14 protein-coding genes and 1 rRNA gene are annotated in these 15,806 nt (G+C 37.1%); 4 read left to right on the plus strand and 11 right to left on the minus strand.

The window, feature by feature from the left end; genetic code table 11:
- Both BFJ97_RS14015 and BFJ97_RS14020 read right to left on the minus strand, forming a co-directional pair.
- Positions 1 to 69 (minus strand): 16S ribosomal RNA (locus BFJ97_RS14015); the annotation flags it as partial.
- Between the two features lie 276 nt (positions 70 to 345).
- Positions 346 to 1,245, minus strand: coding sequence for a DMT family transporter (locus tag BFJ97_RS14020; protein WP_068985275.1), 900 nt, complete (start codon positions 1,243 to 1,245; stop codon positions 346 to 348).
- A gap of 279 nt (positions 1,246 to 1,524) precedes the next feature.
- Here BFJ97_RS14020 and BFJ97_RS14025 point away from each other — a divergent pair, with 279 nt between their 5' ends.
- Together BFJ97_RS14025 and BFJ97_RS14030 are read left to right on the plus strand one after the other, a co-directional pair.
- A complete protein-coding gene (locus BFJ97_RS14025; RefSeq protein ID WP_068985276.1) occupies positions 1,525 to 2,244 on the plus strand; it encodes an MgtC/SapB family protein in 720 nt (239 codons plus the stop codon).
- A 14-nt stretch (positions 2,245 to 2,258) separates the two neighbouring features.
- Complete coding sequence (locus BFJ97_RS14030) at positions 2,259 to 3,245, plus strand: cation diffusion facilitator family transporter (RefSeq protein WP_068985277.1); 987 nt, start codon at positions 2,259 to 2,261, stop codon at positions 3,243 to 3,245.
- A gap of 236 nt (positions 3,246 to 3,481) precedes the next feature.
- On the opposite strand, the gene BFJ97_RS14035 is transcribed toward BFJ97_RS14030, so the two are convergent.
- From BFJ97_RS14035 to pruA, 4 genes are all read right to left on the minus strand, one after another.
- Positions 3,482 to 4,645 carry an iron-containing alcohol dehydrogenase gene (locus BFJ97_RS14035; RefSeq protein WP_068985278.1) on the minus strand — a complete coding sequence of 388 codons (1,164 nt, stop codon included), beginning with the start codon at positions 4,643 to 4,645 and terminating at the stop codon, positions 3,482 to 3,484.
- 430 nt (positions 4,646 to 5,075) lie between these two features.
- A complete protein-coding gene (locus tag BFJ97_RS14040) occupies positions 5,076 to 6,320 on the minus strand; it encodes a Glu/Leu/Phe/Val family dehydrogenase (protein ID WP_068985279.1) in 1,245 nt (414 codons plus the stop codon).
- Between the two features lie 83 nt (positions 6,321 to 6,403).
- A complete protein-coding gene (locus tag BFJ97_RS14045) occupies positions 6,404 to 7,597 on the minus strand; it encodes an ornithine--oxo-acid transaminase (RefSeq protein WP_068985280.1) in 1,194 nt (397 codons plus the stop codon).
- A 230-nt stretch (positions 7,598 to 7,827) separates the two neighbouring features.
- Positions 7,828 to 9,372, minus strand: a complete 1,545-nt coding sequence (pruA, locus tag BFJ97_RS14050; protein WP_068985281.1) for an L-glutamate gamma-semialdehyde dehydrogenase — start codon at positions 9,370 to 9,372, stop codon at positions 7,828 to 7,830.
- A gap of 145 nt (positions 9,373 to 9,517) precedes the next feature.
- On the opposite strand from pruA, the gene BFJ97_RS14055 reads away from it, so the two are divergent.
- Positions 9,518 to 10,825, plus strand: coding sequence for a sigma 54-interacting transcriptional regulator (locus BFJ97_RS14055; RefSeq protein WP_068985282.1), 1,308 nt, complete (start codon positions 9,518 to 9,520; stop codon positions 10,823 to 10,825).
- A gap of 158 nt (positions 10,826 to 10,983) precedes the next feature.
- Here BFJ97_RS14055 and yugI read toward each other — a convergent pair whose 3' ends face one another.
- From yugI to BFJ97_RS14075, 4 genes are all read right to left on the minus strand, one after another.
- The gene (yugI, locus tag BFJ97_RS14060; RefSeq protein ID WP_068985283.1) at positions 10,984 to 11,361 is read right to left on the minus strand and encodes a S1 domain-containing post-transcriptional regulator GSP13; all 378 of its coding nucleotides are present in this window, start codon (positions 11,359 to 11,361) and stop codon (positions 10,984 to 10,986) included.
- Positions 11,362 to 11,450: 89 nt separating this feature from the next.
- Positions 11,451 to 13,103 (minus strand): hypothetical protein, encoded by a 1,653-nt coding sequence (locus tag BFJ97_RS14065; protein ID WP_068985284.1) that lies wholly within the window; start codon positions 13,101 to 13,103, stop codon positions 11,451 to 11,453.
- Complete coding sequence (locus BFJ97_RS14070) at positions 13,093 to 13,644, minus strand: RNA polymerase sigma factor (RefSeq protein WP_068985285.1); 552 nt, start codon at positions 13,642 to 13,644, stop codon at positions 13,093 to 13,095. The genes BFJ97_RS14065 and BFJ97_RS14070 overlap by 11 nt, the downstream gene beginning before the upstream one ends.
- A 38-nt stretch (positions 13,645 to 13,682) precedes the next feature.
- Entirely contained in the window at positions 13,683 to 14,015 is a 333-nt protein-coding gene (locus BFJ97_RS14075; protein WP_068985286.1) for a hypothetical protein, read from the minus strand.
- 115 nt (positions 14,016 to 14,130) lie between these two features.
- Between BFJ97_RS14075 and BFJ97_RS14080 the strand changes: the two genes are divergently transcribed.
- Positions 14,131 to 15,471 (plus strand): sodium-dependent transporter, encoded by a 1,341-nt coding sequence (locus BFJ97_RS14080; protein ID WP_068985287.1) that lies wholly within the window; start codon positions 14,131 to 14,133, stop codon positions 15,469 to 15,471.
- Between the two features lie 74 nt (positions 15,472 to 15,545).
- Here BFJ97_RS14080 and BFJ97_RS14085 read toward each other — a convergent pair whose 3' ends face one another.
- Positions 15,546 to 15,806, minus strand: coding sequence for a DUF1871 family protein (locus BFJ97_RS14085; RefSeq protein ID WP_083227047.1), 261 nt, complete (start codon positions 15,804 to 15,806; stop codon positions 15,546 to 15,548).

Below are 15,806 nucleotides of genomic sequence, written 5' to 3' on the forward strand. Positions count from 1 at the left end.
TCGCTCGACTTGCATGTATTAGGCACGCCGCCAGCGTTCGTCCTGAGCCAGGATCAAACTCTCCATAAAAAGAAATTTGATTAGCTCAAATTGTTTTGCTGGCATCATGTTTGATGTCCAAAATTTTATTTCGTTCACTAACTCAAGGTTAGTTACTTAAAACTTTATTGATTACGTTTTGCTTGTTCAGTTTTCAAGGTTCATTTTGTCACCGTTTGTTTTCAGCGACTTTATTATCATAACTTGTATTCAACAAGAAGTCAACAACTTTTTTTAAAATCTTTTTTATCAAGTCGTCCTTCTTGTTAAGGACAAGTAATAATATATAATATAGCATTTTAAAAATCAAGCTTTTTTAGAAAAAAACTTAAAAATCTTTTTCTCATCAACTATAAACAATAGAATTCCTACTATAACAATTAATCCACCAATAATTTGTGTGTTTATTAAATACTCTTTAAAAATTACTAGAGCTAAAATGGCCGCACCAATCGGTTCAAATAACATCGCAATCGAAACTACATTTGTACTAACGTATTTGATGGACCAATTAAATAGTGTATGACCAAATAAATTAGGAACTATCGCTAATAAAACAAACCATATCCAGTCCATAATAGAATAAGGGCCGAATGATTCACCTTTAATAAGAACATAGATAAATAACGTAATTGTACTAACAACATAAACAATCATCGTGTAAGTCACAAGAGATAACCTTTTACGTACATCCTGTCCAAATAAAAAGTAGGCTGTAACAAGTACGCACGCAATCAAAGCAAGCATATCTCCATAAAATGCAGTTCCACTAACTTTAAAATCTCCCCAACTAATTAAAACACTTCCGATTATAGAAATTGCTCCTGCAATAATAGTTTTTACAGTAATCTTCTCTTTAAAGAAAAAATACGTACCTATAAACGCAAACAATGGCTGAAGCGTAACCAAAACTGTAGAACTTGCTACAGAAGTGTAATTAAGTGATTCAAACCACAATATAAAATGAAAAGCTAAAAATATGCCTGCAATTGAAGAAAATAGCCAATCACGTATTCTTAATTGTTTTACCTCGTTAGTGTATTTCCAAAAAAACAGAGGAGCCATTATTAAGACCGAAAACAACATACGGTAAAACGCAATAACCCCTGCTTCTGCATTTGCTAATTTTACTAATATAGCAGATAAGGATACCGAGACAACGCCAATAAAAATAGGGATGTATGGATGAATTTTGGGTTTCTCCATAAAATCCAACCTCCAATCAATTATGCCTCCGCATAATTGCGTCCGGAATCGCCCGAGGCTTTAACTGCTCTCAGTGAATGTTTGGACACCCACTGAACACTCACTTAAACCCACATTCATCTTACTACCTTTAGAGGTGAGTGACTTATGGCTAAAAGAAGTTAAAAAATACTTATACATCATTCCGATCGTGATGTACAATACAAAAAAGTAATGTACATATAATAATGATACCTTGCATATCTCTTAGCAATACGAAATATCTGTGGAGGGTTGCTTATGGAAACCTTATTTGGAAATATGATTACATATGAAGTTGGCATAAAATTAGTTATTGCAGCCACATTAAGTTTAGTAATCGGCATTGAAAGGGAATTAAAAAAGAAACCTGTAGGATTAAAAACAAGCTTAGTCATTGCTACTTTTAGCTGTTTATTAACTATTATTTCGATTGAAACCGCCTATTCAACACCCCCAAGGTCTGACATCAATATTACAATGGATCCTCTTCGCTTGGCTGCCCAAGTTGTTAGTGGAATAGGATTTCTTGGAGCAGGCGTTATTTTAAGACGCGGAAATGATAGTATCTCAGGTTTAACTACCGCCGCTATGATTTGGGGAGCTGCTGGGATAGGAATTGCTGTTGGCGCAGGATTTTATATGGATGCTACATTAGCTGTTATTATCATTGTCTTCGGAATTGAGGTTTTATCGCCATTTCTTATGAAAATAGGACCAAAACGGATTCGTATGCGGGAAATATCATTGAAAGTTCAGATTAATGATGATAAAAGCAGTGAATCCTTTCTGCAATTTCTAAAGGAGAACAATATTATTATCGAAAACATCCGTATTCAAGATGTGCCAAACAATGATAATGTTTTACATGAATTAGATTTACGTTTATCATTAATTATCTCTGATAACTTACTGTCATTTTATCGTTCATTACGAGCACTACCTTATATAGAAAAAATAGAAATGGAAATTTTAAATTAGTTGGAGGATTCTTCGTGGCGGAAATATTGAAACTATTAAAAGACGGTAATAAACCCTCTCTAATGGCGGCATTTGTCAATGCCTTTTTAGGAATTATTAAAGGTGTTGCCTTTTTCTTTACAGGTAATGTTGCCATGTTTGCAGAAATGATGCACTCTCTAGGGGACGCAGCAAACCAATTTTTCGTTTATATCGGCTCAGCACTTTCTAAAAAAGCACCGACAAAACAATTCCCTGCAGGCTTTGGCCGAATTGTAAATTTAGTTTGTCTTTTTGCCGTTATTATTGTAGCCATCCTTTCTTATGAAACGGTAAAAGAAGGTTGGCATCATTTTATACACCCTGCTGGAGAATCTAAAGGAATGCTCATTGCACTTGGAGTATTATTGATCGGGATTGTTTTAGAAGGGTCTGTTCTTGCTAAAGCTGCAGTTGAAATTCTCCATGAAGCTGGTCAGGAAAAAGCAGGAATATTATCAGCAATCCCTAAAGCTTTTGGCTATTTACATCGTGCAAAACCAGCAACAAAATTAGTATTTATGGAAGACTTAGTTGCTACAGGTGGTAATGTTTTGGCCTTCGCTGCTATTTTAATCGCACATTTTACAGGCTGGACAAGAATAGAAGGACTAGTTTCAATGATAATTGGCTGCATGATGTTCTATGTAGTAGCAAAAGTGTTCCTTGATAATGCACGTGGCGTTATCGGTGAAACAGACGAAGAAATGCTCAACCACATCGCTCATCTTGTTATGGATGATCCGAACATTCAAGATATTGTACGCTTAGAGGTTATTAAAGAAGGCGAATTTTTACATGTGGAATTAGTTGCTGAAGCTGACGCTAATCTATCACTCGCTTTTCTAGATGACGTACGCGACCATTTAACAGAGATCATTTCAAGTCAGAAGGGCGTATCAAAAGTGACCATTTTATTTGATGAGGATGACGGGAAATTAGATTGGGTGCATGTTGGTGAAAGACCAGAAACTAAACATTAAAACAGTAACATCAACCTTATTATCCATAATATTTTTTCTATAATGGGATAAATAGCTAATTGCCATATTTCAGGCAGTTGGCTATTTTTTTAATTAATTGTAGACGCCCTCGTTTCACTTAATCATATTTCAATGAAGCCACCTTTAAACCTCTCCATTACATACAAAAACACGATTCTTACATGACAATAAAAAATATGAGACCACAATGCGTAGCCTCATATCCATATTCAATATTAAAGTGAGTTTTGCAAAATAGTACGGACATCTTCTTCTTGTAATTTGTTGAAGTTTCCAAAAGGTCCATTTTGCATAGCATGTTCTACAATTTGATCGAATTTCGAATCATCAATATCATAATCTGCAAAGCGACTTGGAGCTCCTAATGAAGTCCAGATTGAAGATAAACGATCAATCCCCTCAAATGCAACCTCTTCCGGTGACTTCCCTGTCGCATCAACGCCAAAGACACGTGTTGCAAGGCCTGCAAAACGTTCTGGATTCACCGATACACTTAGACGCATCCAATGAGGCTGTAAAATTGCTAATCCACCTGCATGAGGAATATCGTAAACTGCAGATACAGCATGCTCAATATTATGTGACGCCCAATCACCACGAGACCCAATTGATAAGAATCCATTTAACCCAATTGTTCCAGCTAATAAAATTGTTTCACGCAACTGGATATTCTCCAAATCGCCAAGTAATTTAGGTGCTGTAGTAATGACCGTTCGTAAAACACCTTCACACATTTCATCTGTAATTGGTGTATTCGTCGTACTATGGAAATACTGTTCAAATACATGTGACATCATATCAACGATTCCATAAACTGTATGATCTTTTGGTACTGTCACTGTATACACTGGATTTAAAATCGAAAATTTCGGGAATGCAGCAGGACTACCCCAACTTAGTTTTTCTTCTGTAGCTGCGTTTGTAATAACAGAGCCAGAGTTCATTTCGGAGCCTGTTGCAGCAAGCGTTAAAACTGTTCCGAGCGGTAAAGCGTCCTGTACGAAAACTTTACGTTTCACAATATCCCACGCATCGCCATCGTATTTTGCACCAGCAACGATCAATTTTGAACAGTCAATAACAGAACCTCCACCAACGGCTAGAACAAGGTCAATTCCTTCTCCCTTACAAATATCAATACCAAGTCTTGCTGTTTCAACACGCGGATTTGGCTCGACACCACTCAATTCAAAGATCGTTTTATCCGCTTCATGTAACTTTTCGATGACGGCATTGTATACACCATTTTTCTTAATGCTACCTCCACCATATACAACTAACACCTTTTTACCGTATTGCGCGATCTCTTTTGGTAACTTTTCCAGTGCATCTTCACCAAAATGTAACTTCACCGGATTATAAAATGTAAATGAATCCATTCAATTCGCCCCTTTCTAGTTGGATTTTCTCATATTTCTATTAGGGAAAGCAAAGATTAAATTTTGGCGAGTCGTCGTTATAAATCTTATGAATCTATTCAGGAACTGGGACATTTATTTCTGCTTATTTCTCAACTCATAGCATTTTAAACAATCCTGGTTTTGGTTTTACTCGATTAAAAATTCTAATAGTAAAAACATATACTGCTCATCAAAGTATCAGCGATTTTCTCGATGTTATCAGAGTGAAGCAGCTCATCAGACGCTCCCAAGAATGCGCCCAGCCGGAACGGAAATCACCCCCTCTTTTTGCTCAAGAGCCCTACTTTATTTAATTTGACGCCTTAATTTCATTGACACACTAAGTCTTTAAAAACACGAAACGAGTCATCCCATTAAAGGAATGACTCGTTTCATATTTATATTTTGATTAAACCCATCCACGGAAGCGTGAAGCTTCTGCAGTACGACGAACACCTACCATATAAGCTGCTAAACGCATGTTAATGTTACGTGTTGTTGCTGTTGTATAAACGTTTTCAAATGCATCAACCATTTTTTTGTATAGACGTTCTTCAACTTCTTCCTCAGTCCAGTAATAACCTTGGTTATTTTGTACCCATTCGAAGTAAGAAACTGTTACCCCACCAGCAGATGCTAATACGTCTGGTACAAGTAAAATGCCACGCTCAGTTAAAATTCTAGTTGCTTCAGCAGTTGTTGGACCATTTGCTGCTTCTACTACAATGTTTGCTTTAATGTTGTGTGCATTTTCAGCAGTAATTTGATTTTCAATAGCAGCAGGCACTAGAATGTCACAATCAAGCTCTAATAATTCTTTATTTGAAATTGTGTTTTCAAATAATGTTGTTACTGTACCAAAGCTATCACGACGATCTAATAAGTATTCGATATCTAAACCTTCTGGATCATGAAGTGCACCATAAGCATCTGAAATACCGATTACTTTTGCACCTAAATCATGCATGAATTTCGCAAGGAAGCTACCTGCGTTACCAAAGCCTTGAATAACAACGCGTGCACCTTTAAGATCAATGTCACGTTTTTTCGCTGCTTCTTGGATAACGATTGTTACACCTTGTGCAGTAGCACGGTCACGACCTTGAGAACCACCAAGCACTAGTGGCTTACCTGTGATGAAACCTGGTGAGTTGAATTCATCCATACGGCTGTATTCGTCCATCATCCAAGCCATAATTTGCGCATTCGTAAATACGTCTGGAGCAGGAATGTCTTTTGTTGGTCCTACGATTTGACTAACTGCACGTACATAGCCGCGGCTTAATCGTTCAATTTCACCCATAGACATTTGACGTGGATCACAGATGACACCGCCTTTACCACCGCCATAAGGTAGATCCACAATACCACATTTCAATGTCATCCACATTGAAAGCGCTTTAACCTCTTCCTCAGAAACTGCTGGGTGGAAACGTACCCCACCTTTAGTTGGTCCTACAGCATCATTATGTTGTGCACGGTAACCAGTAAATACTTTAGTTGTACCATCATCCATTTTCACTGGGATGCGTACTTGTAACATACGAAGTGGTTCTTTTAACAATTCATACATTGCTTCGTCATAGCCAAGTTTATTTAGAGCATCTTGAATGACATCTTGTGTTGATGTGAATAGGTTTAAGTTTTCAGACATATTAAATCGCCTCTTTGTTTTTTTTAATGATAGTATATCGGCATCATTGTAACATACTTCCGAATTAAAATGTGAACATTTTGTTAAAGATTAAATACTTTTTCAATTTGAGCAATCGACCAGTCTAAATCTTCTTGTGAAATAACAAGTGGTGGCGCAAATCGAATGACTGTATCATGTGTTTCTTTACATAATAAGCCTAGTTCTTTAAGCTTTTCACAGTATGGACGTGCTGCCTCAGTTAATTCCATTCCGATGAATAGACCACGACCACGAACTTCTTTAATTACCGGATTATTAATGTTGCGTAATTTACCTTTGAAATATTCACCTAGCTCTTGAGAACGCTCAGCTAATTTTTCATCTAGTAATACTTTAAGTGATGCAATAGAAACCGCACATGCTAATGGATTACCACCGAATGTAGAACCATGTGAACCTGGATTGAATACACCTAAGATGTCACGGTTTGCAGCTACACAAGAAATTGGGAATACACCGCCACCTAGAGCTTTACCTAAAATGTACATATCAGGCTCTACATCTTCCCAGTCACACGCAAACATTTTACCTGTACGTGCTAAACCAGCTTGGATTTCATCTGCAATGAATAAAACATTGTTTTCACGACATAATTCGCGAGCTGCTTTTAAGAAGCCTTCTGGTGGAATAACAATACCCGCTTCACCTTGGATTGGTTCGATTAAAAACGCTGCAGTGTTCGGAGTAATCGCTGATTTCAATGCTTCTAAGTTACCATAATCCACTAACTTAACATTCGGTAACATCGGACCGAAGCCACGACGATATTCTTCGTCAGATGATAAAGATACAGCAAGCATTGTACGGCCATGGAAGTTTCCGTTACACGCAATGATTTCAGCCTTGCCATCTTCTACACCTTTTACATCATATGCCCAACGACGAGCCGCTTTAAATGCAGTTTCTACCGCTTCTGCACCTGTATTCATTGGTAATACCATTTGTTTATTCGTTAATTTACCTACAAGCTCATACCATTCACCAAGGTTTTCGCTATAAAACGCACGAGAAGTTAATGTTACTTTATCAGCTTGCTCTTTTAACGCAGCAATAATTTTAGGATGACGATGTCCCTGATTAACAGCAGAGTAAGCTGATAGCATATCTAAGTATTTGTTTCCTTCTGGATCTTTTACCCAAGCACCCTCAGCCTCTGAAATAACGATTGGCAGTGGGTGATAGTTTGCAGCACCAAAATTTTGAGTTTGTTCAATAACTTGTTGTGTTTTTGTCATATAGTATTCTCTCCTTACTTTCATCATGAAAAATCTATGGAAGACTAAAAGCTAATTTACTAGACAGCATTTTCTGAATAAAGAAAAAATAAGAATCTACGCTTCCCCTAGGTAAAGCCACCTCGACGTTTGCTACTGCGGTTCTTGCCAGGCATACTTTCCCAGGAGGAGTTTCGCAGATTCTTTTTAATCCTAATACTTATAGAAAAGCTTAAGCTTGACCTTAAACATTACAGCATTTCTGAAGTTGTTTTTGCTTGCATGTGAAGTTGTAAATAGTCAGGACCACCTGCTTTTGAGTCTGTACCTGACATATTGAAGCCACCAAATGGTTGGTAACCTACGATTGCACCTGTACAACCACGGTTGAAGTATAAGTTACCTACATGGAAATCTTCACGTGCTTTTTCTAAATTCACACGATTATTTGTAATAACCGCACCAGTTAAACCGTATTCAGTATCGTTTGCAATATCGATTGCTTCATCGAAATCTTTAGCTTTTGTAATAGCTACAACTGGTCCAAAAATTTCTTCTTTCATAACACGTGCATTACGATCTACGTCTGCAAATACTGTTGGTTGGACGAAGTAACCAACTGAATCATCAGCTGTACCACCAGCAACAAGGCGACCTTCTCCCTTACCAATTTCAATGTATTCTGTAATTTTGTTGAATGCTGCTTGGTCGATAACTGTTGCCATGAAGTTGCTGAAGTCTGCTGGATCACCAACTGTTAGTGCATTCGTAAGCTCCACTACGCGATTCACTACTGTGTCATATACATCTTCAACGATAACAGCACGAGAACATGCTGAACATTTTTGACCTGAGAAGCCGAATGCTGATTTTACGATAGATTGTGCAGCAAGCTCTAAATCTGCTTCTTTATCAACTACAATTGTATCTTTACCGCCCATTTCAGCGATTACACGTTTAATCCAAATTTGACCATCATTTAATACAGATGCACGTTGGTTAATACGTAAACCTACATCACGTGAACCAGTGAAGCTAATGAAACGTGTTTTTGGATGATCAACTAAATAGTCACCAACTTCTGCACCAGAACCCGGTACAAAGTTCACAGCACCTGCTGGCAGACCTGCTTGCTCTAATACTTCGATAAATTTATAAGCAACTACTGGAGTTGTAGAAGCTGGTTTTAATAATACAGTGTTACCTGTTACTAAAGCTGCAACCGTTGTACCTGCCATAATTGCGAATGGGAAGTTCCAAGGTGAAATAACAATACCAATCCCTAATGGAATATAGTCATAACGGTTGTATTCACCTGGACGGCTTTCTACAGGTTGACCGTCTTTAATACGTAGCATTTGACGACCATAGTATTCTAAAAAGTCGATTGCTTCTGCAGTATCTGCATCAGCTTCAGCCCATGGTTTACCTGCTTCTTTTGTTAAAAGTGCAGAGAATTCATGTTTGCGACGGCGAATAATCGCTGCTGCTTTAAATAAAACATCTGCACGAATAGCTGGATCTACTTTTTTCCAAGTTTTAAATGTTTCATCAGCCGCTTGCATCGCTTTTTCAGCTAGCTCTTTACTTGCTTTTGATACGCGACCAATTACTTCTGTTTTCTTTGCAGGGTTATATGAAATGATTTTATCTTCTGTAGTAATACGTTCGCCACCAATAATAAGTGGATAGTCTTGACCTAAATAACTCTCAACTTTATTTAAAGCCTCTACATATGCGTTGTAGTTTGCTTCTTGAGTAAAATCCGTGAATGGTTCGTGTTTGTATGAAATCATAATTTATCCTCCCTAGTGAGATGTATTTTAGAGTGCAAAAAACATTGACGCAAAATATTTTTGCGTTTAGAATATTCTTACACTTATTATAATGCAAAATTCTGTTGCATATTTCAAGTAAAAAATTTTTTGAGGTGCACATTTTATGAAAATTTCTGAACCCTTACTACCTTTTTATGAGTTTATTGCAACAAATGTAACTGTTGGTATTCACGCCGTAGACCTTTCTGGCAAAACAATTATTTATAATACAAAGATGAAAGAAATTGAGGGATTTCATTTTGATGAATTAGCAGATCGTTCTGTTATTGAAATGTTTTCTTTCCGCCAGCATGAAAGTACTTTAATGCGTGTTTTACAAACTGGTCAAAAAGAAATTAATGTTAAACAAACCTATTGGAATAAAAATGGTCATGAAATTACAACGATTAATGATACTTTCCCACTTTATACTGAAAATAAACTAATTGGAGCAATTGAATTTGCTCGTGACATTACATCACTCGAAAAGCTTGTTTATCAGCCTCTTCGTCGATATGGTGAACCATTAACATTCGATGTCATTACTTCTGTTTCCGAATCGATGCAACAGGTTATCGCAAATGCCAAAAAAGCAGCAGCTGTGAAATTACCTGTTTTACTAATAGGTGAATCCGGTACAGGAAAAGATTTAATCGCAGAGAGTATTCACCATGCAGCATCTTCTGATCCTGAAGCATTTGTCACTCTAGTGAGTCGTCGGTCTGCACAATCTGTTTTAGATAAATTACAAGAGCTCTTACAGGATGACAAGGCATACACTTTTTTCTTTGAACGCATTGATTTTTTAAGCCTAGATATCCAAGAGCAATTATTAGAAGTATTGCAATCCCTTCCACAGTCAAAGTACATGCTCATTGGGAGTGTTGGTAGCGATCCAATTACATTAATTGCGGAAAAGAAGCTTTCAAAATCACTGTATTATTTCTTTGCAACAATGGCCATTACCATCCCAAATTTAACAGATCGAAAAGAAGATATTCTTCCATTCGTAGAGGATTATTTTAGCCGCCATCGAGAACGCTTTGCTTCAAATGTAGCGGAACTGGCACCTGATGTACGGGATTTATTCTTGCAATATGATTGGCCAGGGAATTTAAAGGAGCTTGAGCTATTACTAGATGAAATCGTGTCGTTTATGACGACTGAGTCAACAGTTACCTCAGATTTACTCCCGCTGCATTTCCGCTTCAAGGTACAACAGCAAGATGAATCCAATCGCGAGCCAGAATTCTTTATGTTCCATCAACAAAATGATGTAATGCCGCTCGATGCTTATTTACGTGAAGCCGAATCATATTATGTGCAAAATGTCTTAAATTTATATGAAGGCAATATTACAAAGGCTGCTAGCGCACTTGGCATGAGTCGCCAAAACTTACAATACCGAATTCGGAAAATAAAAAATCAGTAATTTTGAATATAAAAAAACGAGGATGCCTTCAATATGAAAGCATCCTCGTTTTTTTATCCCGCATTAACAGGCAGGAATTTTTGCTGTACCGAAAGTGAATTCCTCTCACCAACTATAGAAGTAGGAGACTTCCGCTGAAAGACGTAAAAAGATTCACTTTAGTGTCCTGACTGCTCGATCCAGTCCTGTAATTTATCTTTTAGGGAATTAAAACCATTCGCATCCGATTCATCTACACGGTCCTGCAATGATTTACGTGGTGGTGCATCTTTTTTACGCAATGTTGCTGGGCGCTCTTGCAAAGCTCGAATCGATAAACTAATTTTTTCGGCCTCTTCATCGATTTCAAGTATCTTCACTTCTACCTCTTGCCCAACTGATAAAAACTCACTAACATCCTTTACAAAGCCGTACGTTATTTCGGAAATATGCACAAGGCCTTGTGTATCTTCATCAAGCGCAACAAATGCACCGTACGGCTGAATACCTGTAACTTTTCCGTTCAACACGTCTCCTAATTCATATTTTTTCACCATAACCTCTTGCCCACTTTCTTTTTGATTGCTACGTATATATCACCTTAAATTATAACATACGTGTAAAAGTCGGGCAAAAAATCATCCTATCAATCAATGACCCCCGCTATTCGATAATGACCATCATTATTTTTCGATAATTTAATAAGGTATTGTCTTCCATATATATTTTGATACTCTCCAGAAACACGAACCGCAATCATTGGATAAATACCATCGTATTCCCCTAATTGGCTAAAGATATCTAAATTTTTAACTTTATCTAACATACTAGTATCAATTTTTGTATCAGGCATTAATATAGCTTTTTGTAAATTTTCATCTCCAATTGTTACTGCATATAAATATAGAGAAACCATATTCAACGGGCGTAGTTGATTGATAAATGTTTCAGTGTCGCTTTTCTTACATTGTTCATATATTCTCTTTATTTGCTCTATTTCTGATTCATCTACATATACGATATTAAAATCACTATCATTAATAAGTCCCGCTGTTTCTTCTCTAGTCTGCAATATGATTGTCCAAATATCGTAAGTCGATAACTGTGTTAAAGTATCCGAGCGATTGTCCTGTTGCAATTCATTTAAAATTGTTGCAGCAGTTTTTTTCATGACTTCTCCGTACTTTCCATTTGCTACTTTTTGTAAAAAATCTACATAATCTTCATGAGGCTTGTCATCTTTTGCGAAAGCCGGATAACGTTTTGTTCCCTTTAACAACACTAACCATGTATTTTCAAAGCTTTGTCTTAAAACCTTATAAGTCGATGAGCCTGCGTTCACATCTGCAAGTAGTGAACGTTCCATTATTTTCAAGGATTTGGCAGTTTCTTCTCGTGTATATCTTAAATCATCTGCTAATAATAAATGTTCCTTTTGTAAATACTCAAAGTAACCAAAAATATCTGGATGTAATTGTTTCATAGAATCTTGCGCAAATTCACCATTAATAGGATTGGCTTTAAAATAATACGAACCTTTATCGTCCACTTTCAGTTCCATAAATTGATTATTCGCAGCTTCAATAATTACTTTTAAATCTGATGGATATTGATTAATATCTACTTTCTTCATTAAGAGCGGTTCATATTGTACAAGAAGGCTACTGTAAAAGTTCTCTAGTTCTAATACAGATTTTTCATATAAGCGGTATACCTCAAAAGATTCATCAAAAGTTAACTGTCTCCGTCCTATAGTTTCTAGCGCTCTTCTTGGTGTCATTAATTCATTAAGAACATTTTCTTCAGCATATTTTAAATACTGGTCATCACTAGATTGTAAACTCAAATTGTTTTTTGTATAGTAGTCTAACATGGTGTCAGCATTTTTAATAAATTCAAATGAATTTAGCTCCTCAGCAGAAACTTTTAACTCTCTTCTTATTTGTTCTTTTTTACTGTTATATTTTTTGGTGATATTTTCAACCCACTTTTGATTTCCAGCTTTCTGTAGTTCTTCCTGAGAAACATCTTCTTCACTACTTGTGCTTTCTGGTTGATTAATCACATACGACGAAACTAGCACACCCACTAAAAGTACACTTGCGATACTTGCTATCCAAACAGCTGGCTTTTGCCATTTTGAGGGAGGCTTTTGAGTGGTATTGGATTCTTCTGCTTGTTGCATTGTATTTTCCGCCTCAATTTGTGCGAAAATGGCTTCTGGATCTAGCTGTGATTCTATCCGATCGTAGGATTTTTTTAGAAGCTCCATTCGTTTTTCAAACTGTTTATCGTCCATTTTTAACACTCCCCTCTTGCATTAACTCTGCTTTGAGTTTTTCCTTGGCACGTAAAATACGAACTTTGACAGCTGATAACGAGATATTTAGTACCTCCGCTATCTCCTCATACTTTAATTCATGGAAGTAAAATAATATGAGCGGGTAACGATATTTTTCATCAAGTGCTTGAATGGCATTATGTAATAGCCTATCCTCCTCAAAATTAAGGACATGCTTTTCTGCTGAAGATGAAGGCATTTGTTGTTGAGCACTTAGCCTTTCTTCTTTCGCCTGCTCTCGTTGTTCTTTGCGATAATAATCACGTGTGGCATTTAGTGTGATTTTATAGAGCCATGTTGTAAAACGATCTTGCTTAAATTGGTGTAAAAAACGGTAGAGCTTCACAAATACCTCCTGTGAAACGTCTGCTAGGTCATTACTATGTACGCCGCATTGAAAGGCAAATTTTTCAACTGTTCGTTGATGTATTCGGATAAGCTCTATATAAGCGTCTTTGTCTCCTCGCTGAGCTCGTTCGATTAATTCAGTTTCTGTCACTGCCATCCCTCCTTTGTGCATGAAACGAAACATTTCTCCTAATTGTTACATATTTTACTTATTATTAAAAATCCATATACTTTGCCGGTAAGATTTGCAAATTCACCAGTTGAACCATAAATTTCGCTGGTAAGATCCAAGACTCCGCCGCTGGAACCTCGAATTCCACCGGTAAGACCCCCTAACTTCGCCGCTAACTCCCCTAACTTCGCCGCTAATTCCCCTAATTCCGCCGCTAACTCCTCTAACTTCGCCGCTAACTCCCCTAATTCCGCCGCTAACTCCTCTAACTCCGTTGCTAACTCCTCTAACTCCGCCGCTAACTCCCCTAACTCCGCCGCTAACTCCTCTAATTTCGCCGGTAGAACCATATTAAGTTACTAGAACAACCTCTGCTGCATGTGCGAACTTAATTTACTGAAATTTGCTTGTGTTATGAAAATATTGCGGTAAAATAAAGCTTTAGTATAAGGGGGATTTATTTTCGTGTCTTCAAGAGATCAATTTACAACTAAAATTGGGTTTATTTTAGCTGCCGCTGGAAGTGCTATTGGGTTAGGAGCTATATGGAAGTTTCCTTACATGGCGGGTACTAATGGCGGAAGTGTCTTTATTTTATTATTCATCTTATGTACATTTCTCATCGGCTTGCCGGTGTTAATTGCAGAATTTATGATTGGTCGTCGTGGGCAAAAAGATGCTGTCACGTCGTTCAAGGAACAAGCACCAGGAACTCCGTGGTACTTGATAGGATGGGGTGGCATGATTATTGCCGGTCTAATACTTTCATTCTATAGTGTTGTTGGTGGCTGGATTTTAAGTTATTTGGGCCGTGCCTTTACATTACAGCTGAATAATCCTGGTTCAAATATTAATTATGCAGATTTGTTTAATGACATCATTTCAAACCCACTTGAAGCAGTACTTGTACAAGGGTTATTTATGTTATTAACTGTAACGATTGTATCAGCAGGTATTAAAGGTGGTATTGAAAAAGCTAGCACTTGGATGATGCCTCTTTTATTCATCTTCTTCATCGTGTTAGTTATTCGCTCCTTAACATTGGATGGCGCGATGGAAGGCGTCAAATTTATGTTCGTTCCGGATTGGTCATACTTAAACGCGGAAACATTTTTAAAGGCGCTTGGACAAGCATTCTTCTCGTTAAGTGTCGGTATCGCCGTAATGATCACATATTCTTCCTATCTATCCAAAAGCGAAAAAATTGGAAACTCAGCCATCAATGTTGCATCCATGAATATTATCATTTCGTTACTTGCAGGCCTAGTAATTTTCCCAGCAGTGTTCGCACTCGGCTATACACCTGATCAAGGTCCTGGCCTCGTATTTATTATTTTACCTGCTGTTTTTGAGCAATTACCTCTTGGTGGACTGTTCTTAACGATTTTCTTTGTTCTTCTACTATTTGCAACAGTAACTTCTTCGATTTCCATGTTAGAAATCGTCGTGGCAATCGCAATTGGAGATAAGCCTGAAAAGCGTAAAAAAATCGCTTGGATCGGTGGTATCATTATTTTCATCATTGGTATTCCAAGTGCCCTATCATTCGGCATCCTATCCGATGTAAAAATTTTAGACCGCTCTATTTTTGATTTTGTAGACTTTTTAACCAATAGTATTGGTATGCCAATTGGAGCCTTACTAATTTCCATCTTTGCAGGCTATTATTATACAAAAGACATTTCGCGTAAGGAGCTTGCCTCCTCAAATCTGATGTTCAATATTTGGTATTATTCAATTCGTTATGTTTCTCCGATTGCCATTTTAATTATTTTCATTCAAGGGATTTTACCGTTATTTAAATAATTTGAATCTAAAAAACGAGGTTGTCACAACATTGAATGACATCCTCGTTTTCTATAGAAAAGCAAAAAGCATAATTAGATAATGCATTTTGCTTCAAATTTTATCGCAATAAGTTTGTATGAAATGGCTACACAATTCTCAAATGGAATCCATTCTTCAAACGAATGCTCATATGTTTCTTGAATAACCTTTGCAAGAACGGATGGGTCATCAATGCCTTGCAATGCTGCTACAACATCTGCCGTTTCAGTATCATAATGGTCTGGACCTAAGTTAAATGGATCCCACTCCTCTAGCAGATGTACAGCTGCTCGATTCATTTTTATATTTTCCAA

Source organism: Lysinibacillus xylanilyticus (genome assembly GCF_001708185.1).
Taxonomy (GTDB): Bacteria; Bacillota; Bacilli; order Bacillales_A; family Planococcaceae; genus Lysinibacillus; species Lysinibacillus xylanilyticus_A.

Coding starts and splice junctions, on each gene's coding strand:
- BFJ97_RS14020 (WP_068985275.1), bottom strand. CDS start 1,245: ATGGAGAAACCCAAAATTCATCCATACATCCCTATTTTTATTGGCGTT.
- BFJ97_RS14025 (WP_068985276.1), top strand. CDS start 1,525: ATGGAAACCTTATTTGGAAATATGATTACATATGAAGTTGGCATAAAA.
- BFJ97_RS14035 (WP_068985278.1), bottom strand. CDS start 4,645: ATGGATTCATTTACATTTTATAATCCGGTGAAGTTACATTTTGGTGAA.
- BFJ97_RS14040 (WP_068985279.1), bottom strand. CDS start 6,320: ATGTCTGAAAACTTAAACCTATTCACATCAACACAAGATGTCATTCAA.
- BFJ97_RS14045 (WP_068985280.1), bottom strand. CDS start 7,597: ATGACAAAAACACAACAAGTTATTGAACAAACTCAAAATTTTGGTGCT.
- pruA (WP_068985281.1), bottom strand. CDS start 9,372: ATGATTTCATACAAACACGAACCATTCACGGATTTTACTCAAGAAGCA.
- BFJ97_RS14055 (WP_068985282.1), top strand. CDS start 9,518: ATGAAAATTTCTGAACCCTTACTACCTTTTTATGAGTTTATTGCAACA.
- yugI (WP_068985283.1), bottom strand. CDS start 11,361: ATGGTGAAAAAATATGAATTAGGAGACGTGTTGAACGGAAAAGTTACA.
- BFJ97_RS14065 (WP_068985284.1), bottom strand. CDS start 13,103: ATGGACGATAAACAGTTTGAAAAACGAATGGAGCTTCTAAAAAAATCC.
- BFJ97_RS14075 (WP_068985286.1), bottom strand. CDS start 14,015: ATGGTTCTACCGGCGAAATTAGAGGAGTTAGCGGCGGAGTTAGGGGAG.